General features: G+C 54.4%; 19 protein-coding genes. 16 read left to right on the forward strand and 3 right to left on the reverse strand.

Annotated features, from left to right (window positions below; translation table 11 throughout):
* The first annotated feature begins 26 nt into the window (after positions 1-26).
* The 5 genes from DFO56_RS19550 to DFO56_RS19570 all read left to right on the forward strand — a co-directional run bounded on the left by DFO56_RS19550 (position 27) and on the right by DFO56_RS19570 (position 4,784).
* Positions 27-338, forward strand: a complete 312-nt coding sequence (locus DFO56_RS19550) for a helix-turn-helix transcriptional regulator (protein ID WP_045510887.1) — start codon at positions 27-29, stop codon at positions 336-338.
* Positions 339-340: 2 nt separating this feature from the next.
* Entirely contained in the window at positions 341-865 is a 525-nt protein-coding gene (locus DFO56_RS19555) for a rhodanese family protein (protein ID WP_045510895.1), read from the forward strand.
* An 82-nt stretch (positions 866-947) separates the two neighbouring features.
* The gene (locus DFO56_RS19560) at positions 948-1,490 is read left to right on the forward strand and encodes an RNA 2'-phosphotransferase (protein ID WP_045510898.1); all 543 of its coding nucleotides are present in this window, start codon (positions 948-950) and stop codon (positions 1,488-1,490) included.
* 75 nt (positions 1,491-1,565) lie between these two features.
* Entirely contained in the window at positions 1,566-2,987 is a 1,422-nt protein-coding gene (locus DFO56_RS19565; protein WP_045510900.1) for a DNA cytosine methyltransferase, read from the forward strand.
* A gap of 132 nt (positions 2,988-3,119) precedes the next feature.
* Positions 3,120-4,784, forward strand: a complete 1,665-nt coding sequence (locus DFO56_RS19570; protein WP_045510902.1) for a methyl-accepting chemotaxis protein — start codon at positions 3,120-3,122, stop codon at positions 4,782-4,784.
* A gap of 105 nt (positions 4,785-4,889) precedes the next feature.
* On the opposite strand, the gene DFO56_RS19575 is transcribed toward DFO56_RS19570, so the two are convergent.
* Complete coding sequence (locus tag DFO56_RS19575; RefSeq protein WP_045510907.1) at positions 4,890-5,771, reverse strand: hypothetical protein; 882 nt, start codon at positions 5,769-5,771, stop codon at positions 4,890-4,892.
* Between the two features lie 151 nt (positions 5,772-5,922).
* Positions 5,923-6,081, reverse strand: a complete 159-nt coding sequence (locus DFO56_RS19580) for a YqaE/Pmp3 family membrane protein (protein ID WP_017459341.1) — start codon at positions 6,079-6,081, stop codon at positions 5,923-5,925.
* A gap of 178 nt (positions 6,082-6,259) precedes the next feature.
* Between DFO56_RS19580 and DFO56_RS19585 the strand changes: the two genes are divergently transcribed.
* Positions 6,260-6,439 carry a hypothetical protein gene (locus DFO56_RS19585; RefSeq protein WP_020454900.1) on the forward strand — a complete coding sequence of 60 codons (180 nt, stop codon included), beginning with the start codon at positions 6,260-6,262 and terminating at the stop codon, positions 6,437-6,439.
* 450 nt (positions 6,440-6,889) lie between these two features.
* Positions 6,890-7,339, forward strand: a complete 450-nt coding sequence (gene alaE, locus DFO56_RS19590) for an L-alanine exporter AlaE (protein ID WP_017459339.1) — start codon at positions 6,890-6,892, stop codon at positions 7,337-7,339.
* 31 nt (positions 7,340-7,370) lie between these two features.
* Here alaE and DFO56_RS19595 read toward each other — a convergent pair whose 3' ends face one another.
* The gene (locus tag DFO56_RS19595) at positions 7,371-7,715 is read right to left on the reverse strand and encodes a DUF2002 family protein (protein WP_017459338.1); all 345 of its coding nucleotides are present in this window, start codon (positions 7,713-7,715) and stop codon (positions 7,371-7,373) included.
* Positions 7,716-7,877: 162 nt separating this feature from the next.
* Between DFO56_RS19595 and DFO56_RS19600 the strand changes: the two genes are divergently transcribed.
* From DFO56_RS19600 to DFO56_RS19645, 9 genes are all read left to right on the forward strand, one after another.
* Positions 7,878-8,204, forward strand: a complete 327-nt coding sequence (locus DFO56_RS19600; RefSeq protein ID WP_017459337.1) for a DUF883 domain-containing protein — start codon at positions 7,878-7,880, stop codon at positions 8,202-8,204.
* A gap of 263 nt (positions 8,205-8,467) precedes the next feature.
* Positions 8,468-8,713: a glutaredoxin-like protein NrdH gene (nrdH, locus tag DFO56_RS19605; protein WP_020454901.1), complete on the forward strand. Its 246-nt coding sequence runs from the start codon at positions 8,468-8,470 to the stop codon at positions 8,711-8,713.
* The gene (gene nrdI, locus DFO56_RS19610) at positions 8,710-9,120 is read left to right on the forward strand and encodes a class Ib ribonucleoside-diphosphate reductase assembly flavoprotein NrdI (protein ID WP_045510910.1); all 411 of its coding nucleotides are present in this window, start codon (positions 8,710-8,712) and stop codon (positions 9,118-9,120) included. The genes nrdH and nrdI overlap by 4 nt, the downstream gene beginning before the upstream one ends.
* Positions 9,093-11,237: a class 1b ribonucleoside-diphosphate reductase subunit alpha gene (nrdE, locus tag DFO56_RS19615; RefSeq protein ID WP_045510913.1), complete on the forward strand. Its 2,145-nt coding sequence runs from the start codon at positions 9,093-9,095 to the stop codon at positions 11,235-11,237. The genes nrdI and nrdE overlap by 28 nt, the downstream gene beginning before the upstream one ends.
* 10 nt (positions 11,238-11,247) lie before the next feature.
* Positions 11,248-12,210, forward strand: a complete 963-nt coding sequence (gene nrdF, locus DFO56_RS19620) for a class 1b ribonucleoside-diphosphate reductase subunit beta (RefSeq protein WP_045510916.1) — start codon at positions 11,248-11,250, stop codon at positions 12,208-12,210.
* A gap of 388 nt (positions 12,211-12,598) precedes the next feature.
* Complete coding sequence (proV, locus tag DFO56_RS19625) at positions 12,599-13,801, forward strand: glycine betaine/L-proline ABC transporter ATP-binding protein ProV (RefSeq protein WP_020454905.1); 1,203 nt, start codon at positions 12,599-12,601, stop codon at positions 13,799-13,801.
* Entirely contained in the window at positions 13,794-14,858 is a 1,065-nt protein-coding gene (gene proW / locus DFO56_RS19630) for a glycine betaine/L-proline ABC transporter permease ProW (RefSeq protein ID WP_020454906.1), read from the forward strand. The genes proV and proW overlap by 8 nt, the downstream gene beginning before the upstream one ends.
* 58 nt (positions 14,859-14,916) lie before the next feature.
* Positions 14,917-15,918, forward strand: coding sequence for a glycine betaine/L-proline ABC transporter substrate-binding protein ProX (gene proX / locus DFO56_RS19635; protein ID WP_020454907.1), 1,002 nt, complete (start codon positions 14,917-14,919; stop codon positions 15,916-15,918).
* Between the two features lie 329 nt (positions 15,919-16,247).
* Positions 16,248-17,432, forward strand: coding sequence for an MFS transporter (locus DFO56_RS19645; RefSeq protein ID WP_045510922.1), 1,185 nt, complete (start codon positions 16,248-16,250; stop codon positions 17,430-17,432).
* The last annotated feature ends 106 nt before the right edge of the window (positions 17,433-17,538 follow it).

The raw sequence follows: 17,538 nt of genomic DNA on the forward strand, positions 1-17,538 counted from the left end.
CTAAATTTAGACAATGCTAAAATAAAATGACCAGTCCGGATATCACCTTACTGCAAGCGCAGGCAGAGAAAGCGTCTGCCCTGCTGAAAGCGATGAGTAACCCGCATCGTTTACTGATCCTCTGCATGTTGTGCGACGCGCCCGGCACATCCGCCGGGGAGCTAAGCGCGATTACAGGCCTTAGCCCTTCCGCCACGTCGCAGCATCTGGCACGGATGAAAGAGGAAGGGTTGATCGAAAGCCAGCGCCAGGCGCAGCGGGTGAACTACTTCATTAAAGCGCCTGCGATCCGCACGCTGGTTCATACGCTGAAAACCATTTATTGCCCGGAGATATAACCATGCAGTACACCCTCGTCAGCCCACAAGAAGCCAGTGCGCAGCAGCAAAACGGCGCGCTGATTGTTGATATTCGCCAGGCGGATGAATTTCGTCGTGAACATTTGCCGGACGCGGTTTCCCTGCCGCTGGACGACGTGCTTGCCGGGCAAACTGTTACGCCAATTTCGCCGGACCAAACGGTTATTTTCCATTGCCAGTCCGGCATGCGCACGCAACAAAACGCCGACGCATTAGTACGCGCCGCAGCGCCAGCTAAGGTGATGATCCTCGACGGTGGGCTCAATAACTGGAAGCGCGAAAAGCTGCCAACGATGCAGGATAAACGTCAGCCGCGCCCGCTGATGCAGCAGGTGCAGATTGTGGCAGGCAGCCTGATCCTGCTCGGTGTGGTGCTTGGTTTTACGCTTCACCCTAATTTCTTCCTGCTGTCGGGTTTTGTCGGCGCGGGTTTGCTGTTTGCGGGTCTGAGCGGCTGGTGTGGCATGGCGCTGCTGCTGGCGAAAATGCCGTGGAACCGCAGTTAAGCAGGTTTGCGCTGCCAGAAGTGGGTAATTGCCCGCACAGAAAAGTCGCCCGATAATGGCGCTTTCAAACGGAGAGTCATTGATGGACAAAAAACAGAGTGAGATGAGCAAGTTTTTAAGTTACGTCTTACGCCATGAACCTCAGGCGATTGGGTTGACGCTGGATGCGGAAGGCTGGGCCAATATTGATGCGCTGATCGCCGGCGCAGCGATGCAAGGTTATGCGTTTACCCACGAGCTGATCCGCCAGATTGTCGAGACCAGCGATAAAAAGCGCTTCACTTTATCTGCCGATGGTGTATCAATCCGCGCCGCGCAGGGGCATTCCACCGCGCAGGTCAATATTTCCTATCAACCGAAAGTGCCGCCAGAAACGCTTTATCACGGCACGGCTACCCGTTTCCTTGACGACATTCTGACGCAGGGGCTTGAGGCAAAATCGCGCCATTATGTGCATTTATCCGCCGATGAAGTCACAGCAACGGCAGTTGGCCAGCGCCATGGGAAACCGGTGGTGCTGCGAGTTAACGCAGGCGAGATGCAGACGCAGGGCTTTGTTTTCTATCAAGCTGATAACGGCGTGTGGCTCACCGAATCAGTACCGCCTTCATTTATTGCGCAGTAAAAATCCCCGCACCTGCCGATTATCCTCTGGGTCAAATGAGTGATATATTTCAGGGCCTAACCCCAAGGAGACGTCATGGCGGAATTTGATTCACTTGCGCAGGATCTGCTGGCGCAGGCAGATACTGACCAGCAGCGACAGCAGGAACGGGACCGGGTACTACTGGATCAGGTGCTGGAAATCTACGGCCAGAAATATGTGGCGGAGCAGTTAAAAAAAGCGGGTAAAGCCGAGTGGAGCCGCGAATCGCTCAACCGCTGGATCAACGGCAAAGGCAATCCGAGAACGTTCACCGCCGCCGAAGAAGCGCAGCTTCGCAGCTTGCTGCCCTCCCCGCCCGCCCATCACCCGAACTATCGTTTTCGCTTTATCGATCTCTTCGCCGGTATCGGCGGTATTCGCAGCGGGTTTGAAGCCATTGGCGGGCAGTGCGTGTTTACCAGTGAATGGAATAAAAACGCGGTGCGCACCTATAAAGCCAACTGGTACAACGATCACGCCACGCATACCTTCAATCAGGATATTCGCGAAGTGACGCTGAGCGGCAACCCGAACGTTTCCGAAGCCGACGCCTATGCGCATATCGCCGCAACGATCCCTGACCACGATGTTCTGCTCGCCGGATTTCCCTGCCAGCCCTTTAGCCTCGCGGGCGTGAGTAAAAAGAACGCCATGGGTCGCGCGCACGGGTTTGAGTGCGAAGCGCAGGGCACGCTATTTTTCGATGTGGCGCGCATTATCAAAGCCCGTCGCCCGGCGATCTTCGTGCTGGAAAACGTTAAAAATTTAAAGAGCCACGACAAAGGCAAAACCTTCAGCGTGATCATGAATACGCTGGATGAGCTGGGCTATGACGTCGCTGACGCCGCGCTAAACGGCAAAGATGACCCGAAAATCATCGATGGCAAACACTTTTTACCTCAGCACCGCGAGCGCATTGTGCTGGTGGGTTTTCGCCGCGATTTAGATCTCGCCGACGGCTTTACCCTGCGCGATATTGACCGTTTTTATCCGGCAAAGCGGCCCGCGTTCGGTGAGTTACTGGAGCCAACCGTCGACAGCAAATATGTGTTGTCGCATAAGCTGTGGGATTACCTCTATCGCTACGCGAAAAAACACGCCGCGAAAGGCAATGGTTTTGGTTTCGGGCTGGTTGATCCAACCCGCGCGGATAGCGTAGCACGCACGCTTTCGGCGCGTTATCACAAAGATGGTTCAGAAATTCTTATCGATCGCGGTTGGGATAAAGCGCTCGGCGAGGCCGATTTTGCCAACGCGGAAAACCAGGCGCGTCGCCCGCGACGCCTGACGCCGCATGAGTGCGCGCGTTTGATGGGGTTTGAAAAAGTGGGCGAAAAACCGTTTCGCATTCCGGTTTCCGATACCCAAGCTTATCGCCAGTTTGGCAACTCGGTTGTCGTTCCCGTCTTCGCCGCCGTGGCAAAACTGCTGGAACCCCGTATTGCTCTCGCCGTAAAACGCCGCAAAAAAATCTAAAACATGTTCCCGGCGCGCAAGGCGCCGGCACTTATTTAAGTCTTATTTAAGTGTTTAAAAAGTGATCATAAAGTTAATGCTGGCCAGGTCGATATTAGTGGTGCAATCCCGACTCTCTCACGGACTATGGCCATGCTTAAAAATATACGGGTTATTACAGGCATCATTATTGCTCTTTCAGTATTTTGTCTTCTTCAACTGGTTACTGGGGGTCTTTTCTACTCTGCGGTCAATAACGACAGGGTCAACTTTCAGAACACTGGCGTTCTGAACGCGCAGCAAGAAAATCTTGGCGACAGCGTGAACACGCTTATCAAAACACGCGTTACCGTTACCCGCGTGGCAATCCGCTTTTTGAAAAACCAGCGCGATCCAGCGTCGCTGGCCAGCATTGAAAAGCTGCTCACTACGGCGGCAGATTCTCTGGGTAAGTCAGAAGGCTATTTCAACAACTATAAAAGCACACCGCGCGTTGCCGGTCAGGACGCTGCATTAGCCGACGAAGTGGCGCAGAACATCACCAAAATGCACGATGTGTTGCAGCAGTCGATCGCTTTCCTGCGCGCCAATAACTATGAAGCCTATGGCAACCTTGACGCACAGCAAGCGCAGGATGATATGGATGCCAGCTACGCCAAATGGCGGGCGGAAAACAATACCTTCCTGCAAGCCGCCGCCCAACAAAACCAGAGCAGTTTTACCAGCATGCAGTGGACGCTGGGCGTGATTTTGTTGGTGGTAATTGCGGTGATGACTGTTATCTGGCTCGGTTTGCAGCACTTGCTTTTGCGCCCGCTGCACAGCGTGATGGGGCATATTCGCGCTATCGCCGGGGGCGATTTGACAATGAGCATTTCGGCCGAAGGGCGCAACGAAATGAGCCAGCTCGCCGCCGGCTTACATGAAATGCAAACATCGCTGGTGAAAACCGTCAGCGCGGTGCGTAACAGCTCGGATTCGATTTACACCGGCGCGAGCGAAATCTCCACCGGCAACAACGATCTCTCGTCGCGTACCGAGCAACAAGCCGCCTCGCTGGAAGAGACCGCCGCCAGCATGGAACAGTTAACAGCCACGGTGAAACAGAACACCGATAACGCCCGTCAGGCATCGCATCTGGCGAAAAATGCCTCCGATACCGCCGCGCGCGGTGGCGAAGTGGTGAATAACGTGGTGCGCACGATGAGCGAAATTTCCGACAGCTCGCAGCAAATCGCCCATATCACCAGCGTGATTGACGGCATCGCCTTCCAGACCAACATTCTCGCGCTCAACGCTGCGGTAGAAGCGGCGCGTGCCGGTGAACAGGGCCGTGGTTTTGCGGTGGTGGCAGGCGAAGTCCGTACGCTGGCAAGCCGCAGTGCGCAGGCGGCTAAAGAGATCAAAACTCTGATCGATAACTCGGTGAACCGGGTGAACTCCGGTACCACGCAGGTTGCTGAAGCGGGCGATACGATGAAAGAGATCGTCAACGCTGTTACGCGCGTGACGGATATCATGGGTGAAATCGCTTCCGCCTCTGAAGAACAGAGCAAGGGAATTGAGCAGGTGAGCCTCGCGGTATCGCAGATGGACAGCGTAACCCAGCAGAACGCCGCGCTGGTACAGGAATCTGCTGCCGCTTCCGCCGCGCTGGAGCAGCAAGCCGAGCAGTTGCGTCAGGCGGTTGCCGTGTTCCGTGTTAACGGACACAACCCACTCCTGAGTGCAAAACAGGGCAAACCGCAAGCCACGCCGCTGCGCCCGGTCGCTACCGCAGCGCCTTCAAGTAGTGACAACAACTGGGAAACGTTCTGACACCCGCGAAAAAACCAGCGCGATATGCTTGTCGCGCTGGCTTTTCTTCCTTTCACGATGATGTTCTTAAGCCGGATGGCGCTGCAACGCGGTAGTGGTTACTGGCTACTGCTTGCCCGCCTCTTGTGCTGCATCGCTCTGTTTTGCGGTCTGCAAAAAGACCGCAAACTGCTGCCATTGCTGCTGTAGCGCGCTGATGTGGTTTTTCTCGATATCACGCATAAACGGCAGCGTTCCGCTACTGTCCACTGACTGATTAAACTGTGTAAACCAGCTATCGCTGTCAGTACCGCTGGCGGTGATACTCAGCATTTGATTGCGTACCGTCTGGGAGGCATGAGTGCCCGCACTCAGTTGATCAATCGCCTGCTGATGTTGCCTGGCTTGTGTCGTATTGCCCAGACTTTGCGCCAGATTCGACGCCTGTGTCAGCACCACGCGGTTAATCTGATCGGCCTGATCGGCTTTATCAGCAATAAAACCAGCGACAAACGCGCTGGCCTGTTGCTGATAATCAGCAGAGATGTACTTTGACACCACCTCATTCAGCTTCGCCTGGGTCATCGACAGATCCATCGCGCTGGTAGTGTAATCACCGCTCGCTTGCGGTGAGACCAGCGCCTGATGCAGCGCGGCGGCCATGTCATCAGGGTTAACGGTTGAGTGCTGGAAAAAGTCGATAAATTTCACCGCGTCGCCCGCGCTTTGCGGATCGGAATAGAACTCGCTGGCGAGGCTTGGCCCACGGGCATAAGTGGCCATGTTGGCATTGCGAACCACCGCCATTGCCTGAGCCCTCTTTTCCGCTTCTTCTTTGGTTGGCGGCGTGTGCCCTTCCATGCCCTTCGCCAGCGCTTCTGCTGAAATGTTGACGGAAATCGAGCGCTCCGTGACGATCTCTTTTCCGGCAAACATGATGGTTTTTGACTGACGTACTTCGGGCAACGTCTGTAACGCGGCAGCCGAACCGACATCCTGAATGCTCATATCTTCTCCATAGAATTAACGTTCATCAGTCGGTTATCGTCTGCGTCGTATCGCTTCTTTACTTTTTTGCGCAAAATTCACGCAAAACCACCATAAATTGGGGTGTTATCAGGTGAGTTTTAATAATGGGCGGAGACCCGCCCGACAGGGGTTAATTGCGGGTTTGCACCCAAAACGCGTGGATAAGGCCAGGGAAATAGCCCAGCAGTGTAAGCAGGATGTTAATGATAAATGCCCATCCAAAGCCTTTGCCAAGCAGCACGCCCAGCGGCGGCAGAATAATGGTAAATACAACTCGCCAGAAACCCATATAAACCTCCTGTGCAACGTCATTCCAGCTGATTGAAAAAAAGACAATCCCTTAAAGATTAGCCACTTTGACTGTACCTGCCACTTTCACTGGCCGTGTTTACCCTCTTTTACGCTGTACCCTGGCAGAGGTTCAGGCTATGTTTATCTTCACAAACTCATTACAAAAGGAGCAAAGCATGTTTTCTGTCGGCGATATTGTGCAGCCACGCATTGGCGGGCCAAAATTGAAAGTTCTGGAAGTCCATCAGGATCAGATTGTCGCGGTTCCGGCCCACGACGAGCAGGCAGCAAAAATCACGCTGAAAGCGGAAGATGTCTCTTTGTATAAAGAAGACGGTGATTTTGGCGTCTGCTGATCGGCGGCGGTGGGCGTTCACCCACCGCTTAAAACTTCATTTCCATTCAAAAAAACCGCATAAACAAGCAACCTCTTTTTCAGCATTAAACACTGCCATTCACGCTTAGTTAGCATAAAAAATGCTGCCTAATGTTTTATTTTCTTTCGCAAAGCATAGCGCTCTAAAACCCGCCCATTTAGTCACCAGCCGCTCAGTGCGCCACATCACACAAAACATACAAGCATTTGATAAATAAAATATTTCATAACCAACCCAACAAAAATAATGAAATGCGTAAAATTCACGCAAACACAGAGCACTTGATCCAATAAAGAAAAGAAAATAAAAATTTATAGCTAGTTGTTAGTTTCAATGCAGACAGATAATCTACACACATCAAACCAGCCGTTTCAAAACGCTAACACGACCGTTCATTAGCCTGTTTATTGATTACCAAGGAGCACCACCATGTTCTCTTCGCAGTCTCGCCTGCGTCACGCCGCTGCGGACACCTTTGCTATGGTTGTCTACTGTTCGGTAGTGAACATGTTGATTGAAATATTTCTCTCCGGAATGAGCTTTGAACAGTCACTTTCATCGCGGCTGGTGGCTATCCCGGTGAACATTATTATCGCCTGGCCTTATGGCATGTACCGCGATGCATTTATGCGTTACGCCCGCCGTATTAGCCCGTCTGGCTGGATGAAAAATCTCGCCGATGTGCTGGCTTATGTGACCTTCCAGTCACCGGTGTATGTCGCTATTTTGTGGGGAGTCGGTGCCGACTGGCACCAGATTGTCGCCGCAGTCAGCTCCAATATTGTGCTGTCGATGATGATGGGCGCAGTGTACGGTTACTTCCTCGATTATTGCCGCCGCCTGTTCCGGGTGAGCAACTACCATCAGGCCAAGGCCTGATGGCGGGCGGCAGGCTTTGGTCTGTCGCCTTTTAATGCGCTTCGCCAAATAACCCCGTAATAAACTTTTCCAGCGCCACGCGCGAACTAAAGCCGTGCGGAATGCCGTAATGCTCCTGCGCATCGCCGCCGAAATAGAGCGGGAAATTCTGGTAGTGATCGCACAGTTTGATGTCCGAGGCGGGTTCCGCAAGCGACGAACTGCGTTCTTTCAATGTGGGGTGGATCACCAGCGCCGTGCGTCCCATACGCGCTTCGCGGTTAACATACACATAATTTTCGCCACGGCGATAACCATAGGTTTTCGGCGTGGCCACATCCATGGTAAATCCCACTTTTTCCAGCACGCGCGCCACTTCATCGGGTCTTAAATACATAGATTTTCCTCGTCATCTTTCCAAAGCCTCGCCACCTTACATGACTGAGCATGGACCGTGACTCAGAAAATTCCACAAACGAACCTGAAAGGCGTGATTGCCGTCTGGCCTTGAAAATTATGGTCTAAACTAAAATTCACATCGAAAACGAGGGAGGATCCTATGTTTAACAGACCGAATCGCCGTGACGTAGATGAAGGTGTTGAGGATATTAACCACGATGTTAACCAGCTCGCTGACAGCCTCGAAGCCGTGCTGAAATCCTGGGGCAGCGACGCGAAAGACGAAGCGGAAAGCGCGCGCCGTAAAGCACAGGCCCTGCTGAAAGAGACCCGCGCACGCATGCATGGCCGCAGCCGTGTGCAACAAGCGGCGAGAGACGCCGTGGGTTGTGCCGATACGTTTGTGAAAGACAAACCCTGGTGCAGCGTTGGCGCTGCCGCTGCGGTCGGTATTTTTCTTGGCGCGCTGCTGAGCTTGCGCCGCTAACAGATTTCCACCCTGCTGACCCCTGCTGGTTTCAACGCCCGCAGGGGTTTTTATTTGTCTGCACATCGCCCTTTTCTGTACGAAACGCGTACACACCGCCCTTACCCATTGTTTCTATCCTCCGGGCAAAGCCTATGACAATTTCCTATATATTGTGTGGTTGCATCTTTAAATAACTACATCTAGTATTCGGATCAGTAACACAGACACTAACTGACGCGAACCTTCGCGCCGCCAATCCATTTTAGACGGAAATACGAATTATGCGCATTACCATTTACACTCGAAATGATTGTGTTCAGTGCCACGCCACCAAACGTGCGATGGAAAGCCGTGGCCTGGCGTTCGAAATGGTGAACGTTGACCACGTGCCGGAAGCGGCAGATGAGCTGCGTGCGATGGGCTTTCGTCAGTTACCGGTGGTTGTCGCCGGGGAAACAACATGGTCCGGTTTTCGCCCGGATATGATTAACCGCTTACATGCCGCGCCGAGCGTCGCCAGCGCATGAGCACTCTCGTCTACTTCTCCAGCAGCTCGGAAAACACGCAGCGTTTTATCGCGCGTCTCGGGCTGCCGGCGGTGCGCATTCCGCTTAATGAGCGTGAACGCATCCAGGTAGACGAACCCTATATCCTGGTGGTGCCCAGTTATGGCGGCGGCGGTACGGCAGGTGCGGTTCCGCGCCAGGTGATCCGTTTTTTAAACGATCCGCAAAATCGCGCATTGATTCGCGGCGTGATCGCCTCCGGCAACCGTAATTTCGGTGAAGCCTTTGGCCGCGCAGGCGATGTGATATCGCAAAAATGCGCCGTACCGTATCTGTATCGTTTTGAGTTGATGGGCACTCAACAGGACATCGACAACGTGCGTAAAGGAGTGAGCGAATTTTGGCTACGACAACCGCAGAGCGCGTGATGCAATCCGCGCCCGATTTCCACGCGCTGAATGCGATGCTGAATCTTTATGATAAAGACGGCCGCATCCAGTTTGATAAAGACCGCGAGGCGGTGGACGCCTTTATGGCAACCCATGCGCGCCCGAATACCGTGACGTTTAACAGCCAGGATGAACGTCTGAACTGGCTGGTGGCGGAAGGTTATTACGACGACAGCGTGCTGGCCCGTTACGACCGCGCGTTCGTCGTTGACCTGATTGCCGATGCGCACGCCAGCGGTTTTCGCTTCCAGACCTTTCTCGGCGCATGGAAGTTTTACACCAGCTACACCCTGAAAACCTTTGATGGCAAACGCTATCTTGAACATTTCGAAGATCGCGCCTGCATGGTGGCGCTGACGCTGGCGCAGGGCGATAAAACGCTGGCGCGCCAGTTAACCACCGAGATCCTCTCAGGCCGTTTTCAGCCCGCGACGCCAACGTTCCTCAACTGCGGCAAACAGCAGCGCGGCGAGCTGGTCTCCTGTTTCCTGTTACGCATTGAAGACAATATGGAGTCGATTGGCCGCGCGGTGAATTCCGCGTTGCAGCTTTCCAAACGCGGCGGCGGCGTGGCATTTCTGCTCTCCAACCTGCGCGAAGCCGGCGCGCCGATCAAGCGCATTGAAAACCAGTCCTCCGGGGTGATCCCGGTGATGAAAATGCTGGAAGATGCCTTTTCCTATGCCAACCAGCTTGGCGCACGCCAGGGCGCAGGCGCGGTTTATCTGCACGCGCACCACCCGGATATTCTGCGTTTTCTCGATACCAAGCGCGAAAACGCCGACGAGAAAATCCGTATCAAAACCCTGTCGCTGGGCGTGGTGATCCCGGATATCACTTTCCGTCTGGCGAAAGCGAACGCTGAGATGGCGCTGTTCTCGCCCTATGATGTCGAGCGTTTATACGGCAAACCGTTCGGCGACGTAGCCATCAGCGAGATGTACGAGCAGTTGCTGGCCGACGATCGCGTGCGTAAAAGCTACATTAATGCCCGCGATTTCTTCCAGACGCTGGCGGAAATCCAGTTTGAATCCGGCTACCCGTACATCATGTTTGAAGATACGGTCAACCGCGCCAATCCGATTGCCGGGCGCATTAACATGAGCAACCTGTGCTCGGAAATTTTGCAGGTCAACAGCGCCTCGACCTTCGATGAGAATCTTGATTACGCCAATACCGGGCGCGATATCTCCTGCAACCTTGGCTCGCTGAACATTGCGCACACCATGGATTCCCCGGACTTTGGCCGCACGGTGGAAACCGCCATTCGCGGTTTAACCGCGGTGTCCGACATGAGCCATATCCGCTCGGTGCCTTCGGTGGAAAACGGCAATGCCGCCTCGCACGCCATCGGGCTTGGGCAGATGAACCTGCACGGTTATCTGGCGCGCGAAGGCATCGCCTATGGCAGCGAAGAGGGACTGGATTTCACCAACTTCTACTTCTACACCATCACCTGGCATGCGCTGCATACCTCAATGATGATCGCCCGCGAGCGCGGTCAGCATTTTGCCGGTTTCCCGGCCTCGCGCTACGCCAGCGGCGAGTATTTCAAACAGTACCTTGAGGGTAACTGGCAACCGAAAACGGAAAAAGTGCGGGCGCTGTTTGAACGTGCTGGCATCACCATCCCAACCCGTGAAATGTGGCAACAACTGCGTGACGATGTGATGCGTTACGGGATCTACAACCAAAATCTACAGGCCGTGCCGCCCACCGGGTCGATTTCGTATATCAATCACGCGACATCAAGCATTCACCCGATTGTGTCGAAAATTGAGATCCGCAAAGAGGGCAAGACCGGGCGCGTTTACTACCCGGCGCCGTTTATGACCAACGACAACCTGGCGCTGTACGAAGACGCCTACGAAATCGGGCCGGAAAAGATCATTGATACCTACGCCGAGGCCACGCGCCATGTGGATCAGGGGCTCTCGCTAACGCTGTTCTTTAAAGACACCGCCACCACCCGCGATATCAACAAAGCGCAGATTTACGCCTGGAAAAAAGGCATTAAGTCGCTGTATTACATTCGCCTGCGCCAGCTTGCGCTGGAAGGCACCGAAATCCAGGGCTGCGTGTCCTGCGCGTTATAAGGAGAAAAGGATGAGCCAACTATCACGCGTCAGCGCGGTGAACTGGAACAAAATCCAGGACGATAAAGACCTGGAAGTGTGGAATCGCCTGACCAGCAACTTCTGGCTGCCGGAAAAAGTGCCGCTGTCGAACGATATTCCTGCCTGGCAGACGTTAAGCCCGGCAGAGCAGCAGCTTACTATTCGCGTTTTTACCGGTCTGACGTTACTCGACACCATTCAGAACACCGTCGGCGCGCCCGCGTTGATGACGGACGCGCTAACCCCGCACGAAGAGGCGGTGTTGTCGAATGTCAGCTTTATGGAAGCGGTGCACGCCCGCTCTTATAGCTCTATTTTCTCTACGCTGTGCCAAAGCAGAGATGTCGACGCCGCTTACAGCTGGAGCGAAGAAAACCCCGCATTGCAGCGCAAAGCGCAACTGATCCTGCACTATTACCGCGCCGATGAACCGCTGAAGAAGAAGATCGCCAGCGTGTTTCTGGAATCATTCCTCTTCTATTCCGGTTTCTGGCTGCCGATGTACTGGTCGAGCCGCGGTAAGCTCACTAACACCGCCGATTTGATTCGCCTGATCATCCGCGATGAAGCGGTGCACGGCTACTACATTGGTTATAAGTACCAGAAAGGGCTGGAAAAAGTGAGCGCGGAAAAACGCGAGGAGTTGAAAACGTTCGCGCTGGATCTGCTGATGGATCTCTACGAGAACGAACTCAGTTACACCGATGATTTGTACGCCGGGAGCGGCTGGGCCGAAGATGTGAAAGCGTTTCTCTGTTACAACGCCAACAAGGCGCTGATGAACCTCGGTTACGAGCCGTTATTCCCGCCGGAAATGGCCGACGTGAACCCGGCAATTTTGTCCGCGCTCTCGCCAAATGCCGATGAAAATCATGACTTCTTCTCCGGCTCCGGCTCGTCATACGTGATGGGCAAAGCCGTCGAAACCGAAGATGAAGACTGGAACTTCTAATCTTTCATTCCTCTCCTGAAAGGGAGAGGAATATTCCCGTTGATATTGCACTTAAAATAACCCGCCACGAAAAAAGGATATTATTATTTTAATAATGCCTTCGTGATTTCCCGGCACAATATCCCTTCAGCTTCTACACTGTAATTGTTTCGTCATTTTCATCTGAATCAGCACTATTCAGGTGCGATTCCCCGACGAATTTCAAAAAAATCTCATCCGCCGCCAGCCCTTATTTCATGGGAAATGGCGGCAATTATCGCTTAAGCAAATTCTTAAAGACGGGAAATTCAGGGTTGTCTCAGATTCTGAGTATGCTAGGGTATATCCAGTCAATTATTCTCACCAGGTACGATATCGACACAATAAATAACAGGAACTCTATTATTGCATGGCAATTAAATTAGAAGTTAAAAACCTTTATAAGATATTTGGCGAGCATCCGCAGCGGGCTTTCAAATATATTGAAAAAGGACTTTCGAAAGAACAAATTCTGGAAAAAACGGGTCTGTCGCTTGGCGTGAAAGACGCCAGTCTGGCCATTGAAGAAGGCGAGATATTTGTCATCATGGGGTTATCCGGATCGGGTAAATCCACTATGGTACGCCTTCTCAATCGCCTGATTGAACCCACCCGCGGACAGGTGCTGATTGACGGCGTGGATATCGCCAAAATATCAGACGCCGAATTACGCGAGGTGCGCAGGAAAAAGATTGCGATGGTCTTCCAGTCATTTGCGCTAATGCCCCATATGACGGTGCTGGATAATGCCGCCTTTGGCATGGAATTAGCCGGTATTCCGGCGCACGAACGCCAGGAAAAAGCGCTGGATGCGCTGCGTCAGGTTGGGCTGGAGAATTATGCGCACAGTTATCCGGATGAACTTTCTGGCGGTATGCGCCAGCGTGTTGGTCTGGCGCGCGCATTAGCCATCAACCCCGATATCTTATTAATGGATGAAGCCTTCTCCGCGCTCGATCCATTAATTCGCACCGAAATGCAGGATGAACTGGTAAAGCTTCAGGCCCGCCACCAGCGCACCATTGTATTTATTTCCCACGATCTGGATGAAGCCATGCGTATTGGCGACAGGATTGCCATTATGCAAAACGGTGAAGTGGTACAGGTCGGCACGCCAGATGAAATATTGAATAATCCGGCCAATGATTATGTGCGCACCTTCTTCCGTGGTGTGGATATTAGTCAGGTATTTAGCGCCAAAGATATTGCACGGCGTACTCCCGTTGGGCTGATTCGCAAAACACCAGGCTTCGGCCCGCGTTCGGCGCTGAAAGTGTTGCAGGATGAAGATCGTGAATTCGGGTATGTGATTGAACGCGGCAATAAGTTTGTCGGCGTTGTTTCCATCGACTCCCTGAAAGAGGCGCTCGGTCAAAGCCAGGGGATCGAGGCGGCGTTAATCGACTCCCCGCTTGCGGTGGATGCCGAAACACCGCTCAGCGAGTTGCTCTCCCACGTTGGGCAAGCGCCCTGCGCCGTGCCGGTGGTCGGTGAAGAGCAACAGTATGTGGGCATCATCTCTAAACGGATGCTGCTGCAGGCTTTAGATCGCGAGGGGGCAAACAATGGCTGATCAAAACAACCCGTGGGATAGCGCACCGGCAACCGACAACGCCGCGCAGTCTGCGGATGCCTGGGGCGGCGGCAGTAGCGCACCAGCCGATGGCGGCAGCGCTGACTGGCTGCACAGCGCGCCGGCACCCGCGCCGGAACACTTCAATATTATGGATCCGTTCCATAAGACGCTGATCCCGCTCGATAGCTGGGTAACGCAGGCGATCGACTGGGTGGTGATGCACTTTCGCCCGTTGTTTCAAGGCATTCGCGTGCCGGTGGATTACATCCTCAGCGCGTTCCAGCAGATGCTGCTGGGCATGCCCGCGCCGGTGGCGATTATTCTTTTCTCGCTGATCGCCTGGCAGATGAGCAGCGCCGGAATGGGCGTTGCCACGCTGGTATCACTGATTGCTATTGGTGCTATCGGTGCCTGGTCGCAGGCGATGGTGACATTAGCGCTGGTACTGACCGCCCTGCTGTTCTGCGTGGTGATCGGTTTGCCAATGGGCATCTGGCTGGCACGTAGCCAGCGCGCGGCGAAAATCGTTCGCCCACTGCTGGATGCGATGCAGACCACCCCCGCGTTTGTCTACCTGGTGCCGATTGTGATGCTGTTTGGTATTGGCAACGTGCCGGGCGTGGTGGTGACGATTATCTTCGCCCTGCCGCCGGTGGTGCGTCTGACTATTCTCGGCATCAACCAGGTGCCGGCCGATTTGATCGAAGCCTCGCGCTCATTTGGCGCAAGCCCGCGCCAGATGTTATTTAAAGTGCAGTTACCGCTGGCCATGCCCACCATTATGGCGGGAATTAACCAGACGTTGATGCTTGCCCTCTCCATGGTAGTGATCGCCTCGATGATCGCCGTTGGCGGGCTTGGCCAGATGGTACTGCGCGGTATTGGCCGCCTTGATATGGGGCTTGCCACCGTTGGCGGCGTGGGGATTGTTATCCTCGCTATCATTCTCGATCGCCTGACGCAGGCTGTCGGTCGCGATTCCCGCAGCCGCGGTAATCGCCGCTGGTATCAAACCGGCCCGCTGGGTCTGCTGACCCGCCCTTTCGCTAAATAATCTGTCGCCCGGCAACTCGCCGGGCAGCAGTATCCCACCTGAACAATAAGGAACAACGATGCGACATAGCGTACTTTTTGCCACAGCGTTTGCCACCCTTGTCTCGACCAGTGCATTTGCTGCGGACGCAGAACTGCCAGGCAAAGGCATCACCGTGAAGCCTTTTCAAAGCACTATTGCCGAAGAGAGTTTCCAGACATTGCTGGTGAGCCGCGCCCTTGAAAAACTCGGTTACACCGTGAATACCCCGGACGAAGTGGATTACAACGTGGGTTACACCTCGATGGCGGCGGGCGATGTCACCTTTACCGCCGTCAACTGGCAACCGCTGCATGACGACATGTATGCCGCCGCCGGGGGCGACAAAAAATTCTACCGTGAAGGCACCTATGTCACCGGCGCGGCGCAGGGGTATTTGATCGATAAGAAAACCGCCGAGAAATATCACATCACCAACATTGAGCAGCTAAAGGATCCGAAAATCGCCAGGCTGTTTGACGGTAACGGAGACGGCAAAGCCGACATGATGGGTTGCTCACCGGGCTGGGGCTGCGAAGCGGTGATTAACCACCAGCATCAGGCTTATGGTCTGGAAAACACTGTCACCGTTAGCCACGGGAACTACTCGGCGATGATGGCGGATACCATTACCCGTTTCAAAGAGGGCAAACCGGTGCTCTATTACACCTGGACGCCGTACTGGGTCAGCGACGTACTGAAACCGGGTAAAGATGTGGTCTGGCTGCAAGTGCCGTTCTCTTCTCTGCCGGGGGAACAGAAAGATATCGACACCAAACTGCCAAACGGCATGAACTACGGGTTCCCGGTGAATACCATGCATATTGTTGCCAACAAAGCCTGGGCCGAGAAAAACCCGGCGGCGGCGAAACTTTTCGCCGTGATGAAACTGCCGCTGGCCGATATCAATGCCGAAAACGCCATGATGCATGCAGGCAAATCCTCTGAAGCGGATATTCAGGGTCACGTTGATGGCTGGATCAAAGCGCACCAGCAGCAGTTCGACGGCTGGATCAAAGAGGCGCTTGCCGCACAGAAATAACCTGTCGCCGTCACCCCTTCAACAGCGCCATCGGTTTTTTGCCGGATGGCGCTTTTGCTTATTCAGGCAGTACCTGTTCGCCTGTTGCCTGTTCGCCTGTTGCCTGTTGCCTGTTGCCTGTTGCCTGTTGCCCGTTGCCCGTTGCCCGTTGCCCGTTGCCCGTTGCCCGTTGCCCGTTGCCCGTTGCCCGTTGCCCGTTGCCCGTTGCCCGTTGCCCGTTGCCTGGCAGGGTACGTTACCGCACGTTCCGACACGCGATCTTCCTCACAAAATTCAATCTATTGGCTATGATGAGTGTCTGGAAAAAACATACCTGACTGACAACGCCAATGAACACACCGAACCAGGGTCTCAGCCCGGCGCTGATTGCGCTGATGTCCGTTGCCACCGGCCTCGCTGTCGCCAGCAACTACTATGCACAACCGCTCCTCGATACCATCGCCCACGCCTTTTCGCTCACGCCCAACCAGGCCGGATTTATTGTTACCGCCGCCCAGCTTGGCTACGCCGCCGGGCTGTTATTTCTCGTGCCGCTTGGCGATATGTTCGAACGACGTTCGCTGATCGTACTGATGACACTGCTGTCGGCAGGCGGCATGCTGATCACCGCCAGTAGTTCGTCGCTCGGTCTGATGATCCTCGGCACGGCGCTGACCGGGCTGTTTTCCGTGGTGGCGCAAATTCTCGTACCGCTGGCCGCCACGCTGGCAACCCCGGACAAACGCGGCAAAGTGGTGGGCACGATTATGAGCGGTCTGCTGCTCGGCATTTTGCTGGCGCGCACCGTTGCCGGATTACTGGCAAGCCTCGGCGGCTGGCGCACGGTTTACTGGGTCGCCAGCGTATTAATGGTGCTAATGGCGCTGGCGCTGTGGCGCGGGCTGCCGAAAATCAAGCAAGATAATCACCTTAATTATCCGCAACTGCTTGGCTCGATATTTGGCCTGTTTGCCGGTGACAAACTGTTACGTACCCGGGCAATGCTTGGCTGCCTGAGCTTTGCGAACTTCAGCATTTTGTGGACGTCAATGGCGTTTCTTCTGGCCTCACCGCCGTTTCAGTTCTCCGAGGCGACGATCGGCCTGTTTGGCCTGGTGGGCGCCGCAGGCGCACTTGGCGCACGGCAGGCCGGTGGGCTGGCGGATCGGGGTCACGCCCATCTCACCACCACCGGCGGCCTGATCCTGTTGCTGCTCTCGTGGGTGGCTATCTGGCTTGGACACAGCTCGGTTATCGCCTTGATTATTGGCATTATCGTGCTGGATCTCACCGTGCAGGGGGTGCATATCACCAACCAGACGGTTATCTATCGCGTGAAACCGGACGCACGAAACCGCCTGACCGCCGGATATATGACCAGCTATTTTATTGGCGGCGCGGCGGGCTCGCTGATCTCCGCTTCCGCATGGCAACACGCCGGCTGGACAGGGGTTTGCCTGGCGGGTAGCGTTCTGGCACTGCTGAATCTGCTGGTTTGGTGGCGAGGATTTCACCGCCAGGAGGCGGCAATCTAAGCACTCCCCCACGTTTGCACGTTTCGGAGGAACACCGGGGTGTTAACGAGTCCCTCAGTCTGTTAAGGTTATGGGACTTGTTTATCCCGGTTATATTAACGTGGGT

The sequence above is a fragment of the Kosakonia sp. AG348 genome, assembly GCF_003337365.1.
Classification (GTDB): domain Bacteria; phylum Pseudomonadota; class Gammaproteobacteria; order Enterobacterales; family Enterobacteriaceae; genus Kosakonia.

What these genes read in the sequence shown, in the direction of transcription:
- DFO56_RS19550 (WP_045510887.1), top strand. Translation starts at nt 27, where the DNA reads ATGACCAGTCCGGATATCACCTTACTGCAAGCGCAGGCAGAGAAAGCG.
- DFO56_RS19555 (WP_045510895.1), top strand. Translation starts at nt 341, where the DNA reads ATGCAGTACACCCTCGTCAGCCCACAAGAAGCCAGTGCGCAGCAGCAA.
- DFO56_RS19560 (WP_045510898.1), top strand. Translation starts at nt 948, where the DNA reads ATGGACAAAAAACAGAGTGAGATGAGCAAGTTTTTAAGTTACGTCTTA.
- DFO56_RS19565 (WP_045510900.1), top strand. Translation starts at nt 1,566, where the DNA reads ATGGCGGAATTTGATTCACTTGCGCAGGATCTGCTGGCGCAGGCAGAT.
- DFO56_RS19570 (WP_045510902.1), top strand. Translation starts at nt 3,120, where the DNA reads ATGCTTAAAAATATACGGGTTATTACAGGCATCATTATTGCTCTTTCA.
- DFO56_RS19575 (WP_045510907.1), bottom strand. Translation starts at nt 5,771, where the DNA reads ATGAGCATTCAGGATGTCGGTTCGGCTGCCGCGTTACAGACGTTGCCC.
- DFO56_RS19580 (WP_017459341.1), bottom strand. Translation starts at nt 6,081, where the DNA reads ATGGGTTTCTGGCGAGTTGTATTTACCATTATTCTGCCGCCGCTGGGC.
- DFO56_RS19585 (WP_020454900.1), top strand. Translation starts at nt 6,260, where the DNA reads ATGTTTTCTGTCGGCGATATTGTGCAGCCACGCATTGGCGGGCCAAAA.
- alaE (WP_017459339.1), top strand. Translation starts at nt 6,890, where the DNA reads ATGTTCTCTTCGCAGTCTCGCCTGCGTCACGCCGCTGCGGACACCTTT.
- DFO56_RS19595 (WP_017459338.1), bottom strand. Translation starts at nt 7,715, where the DNA reads ATGTATTTAAGACCCGATGAAGTGGCGCGCGTGCTGGAAAAAGTGGGA.
- DFO56_RS19600 (WP_017459337.1), top strand. Translation starts at nt 7,878, where the DNA reads ATGTTTAACAGACCGAATCGCCGTGACGTAGATGAAGGTGTTGAGGAT.
- nrdH (WP_020454901.1), top strand. Translation starts at nt 8,468, where the DNA reads ATGCGCATTACCATTTACACTCGAAATGATTGTGTTCAGTGCCACGCC.
- nrdI (WP_045510910.1), top strand. Translation starts at nt 8,710, where the DNA reads ATGAGCACTCTCGTCTACTTCTCCAGCAGCTCGGAAAACACGCAGCGT.
- nrdF (WP_045510916.1), top strand. Translation starts at nt 11,248, where the DNA reads ATGAGCCAACTATCACGCGTCAGCGCGGTGAACTGGAACAAAATCCAG.
- proV (WP_020454905.1), top strand. Translation starts at nt 12,599, where the DNA reads ATGGCAATTAAATTAGAAGTTAAAAACCTTTATAAGATATTTGGCGAG.
- proW (WP_020454906.1), top strand. Translation starts at nt 13,794, where the DNA reads ATGGCTGATCAAAACAACCCGTGGGATAGCGCACCGGCAACCGACAAC.
- proX (WP_020454907.1), top strand. Translation starts at nt 14,917, where the DNA reads ATGCGACATAGCGTACTTTTTGCCACAGCGTTTGCCACCCTTGTCTCG.
- DFO56_RS19645 (WP_045510922.1), top strand. Translation starts at nt 16,248, where the DNA reads ATGAACACACCGAACCAGGGTCTCAGCCCGGCGCTGATTGCGCTGATG.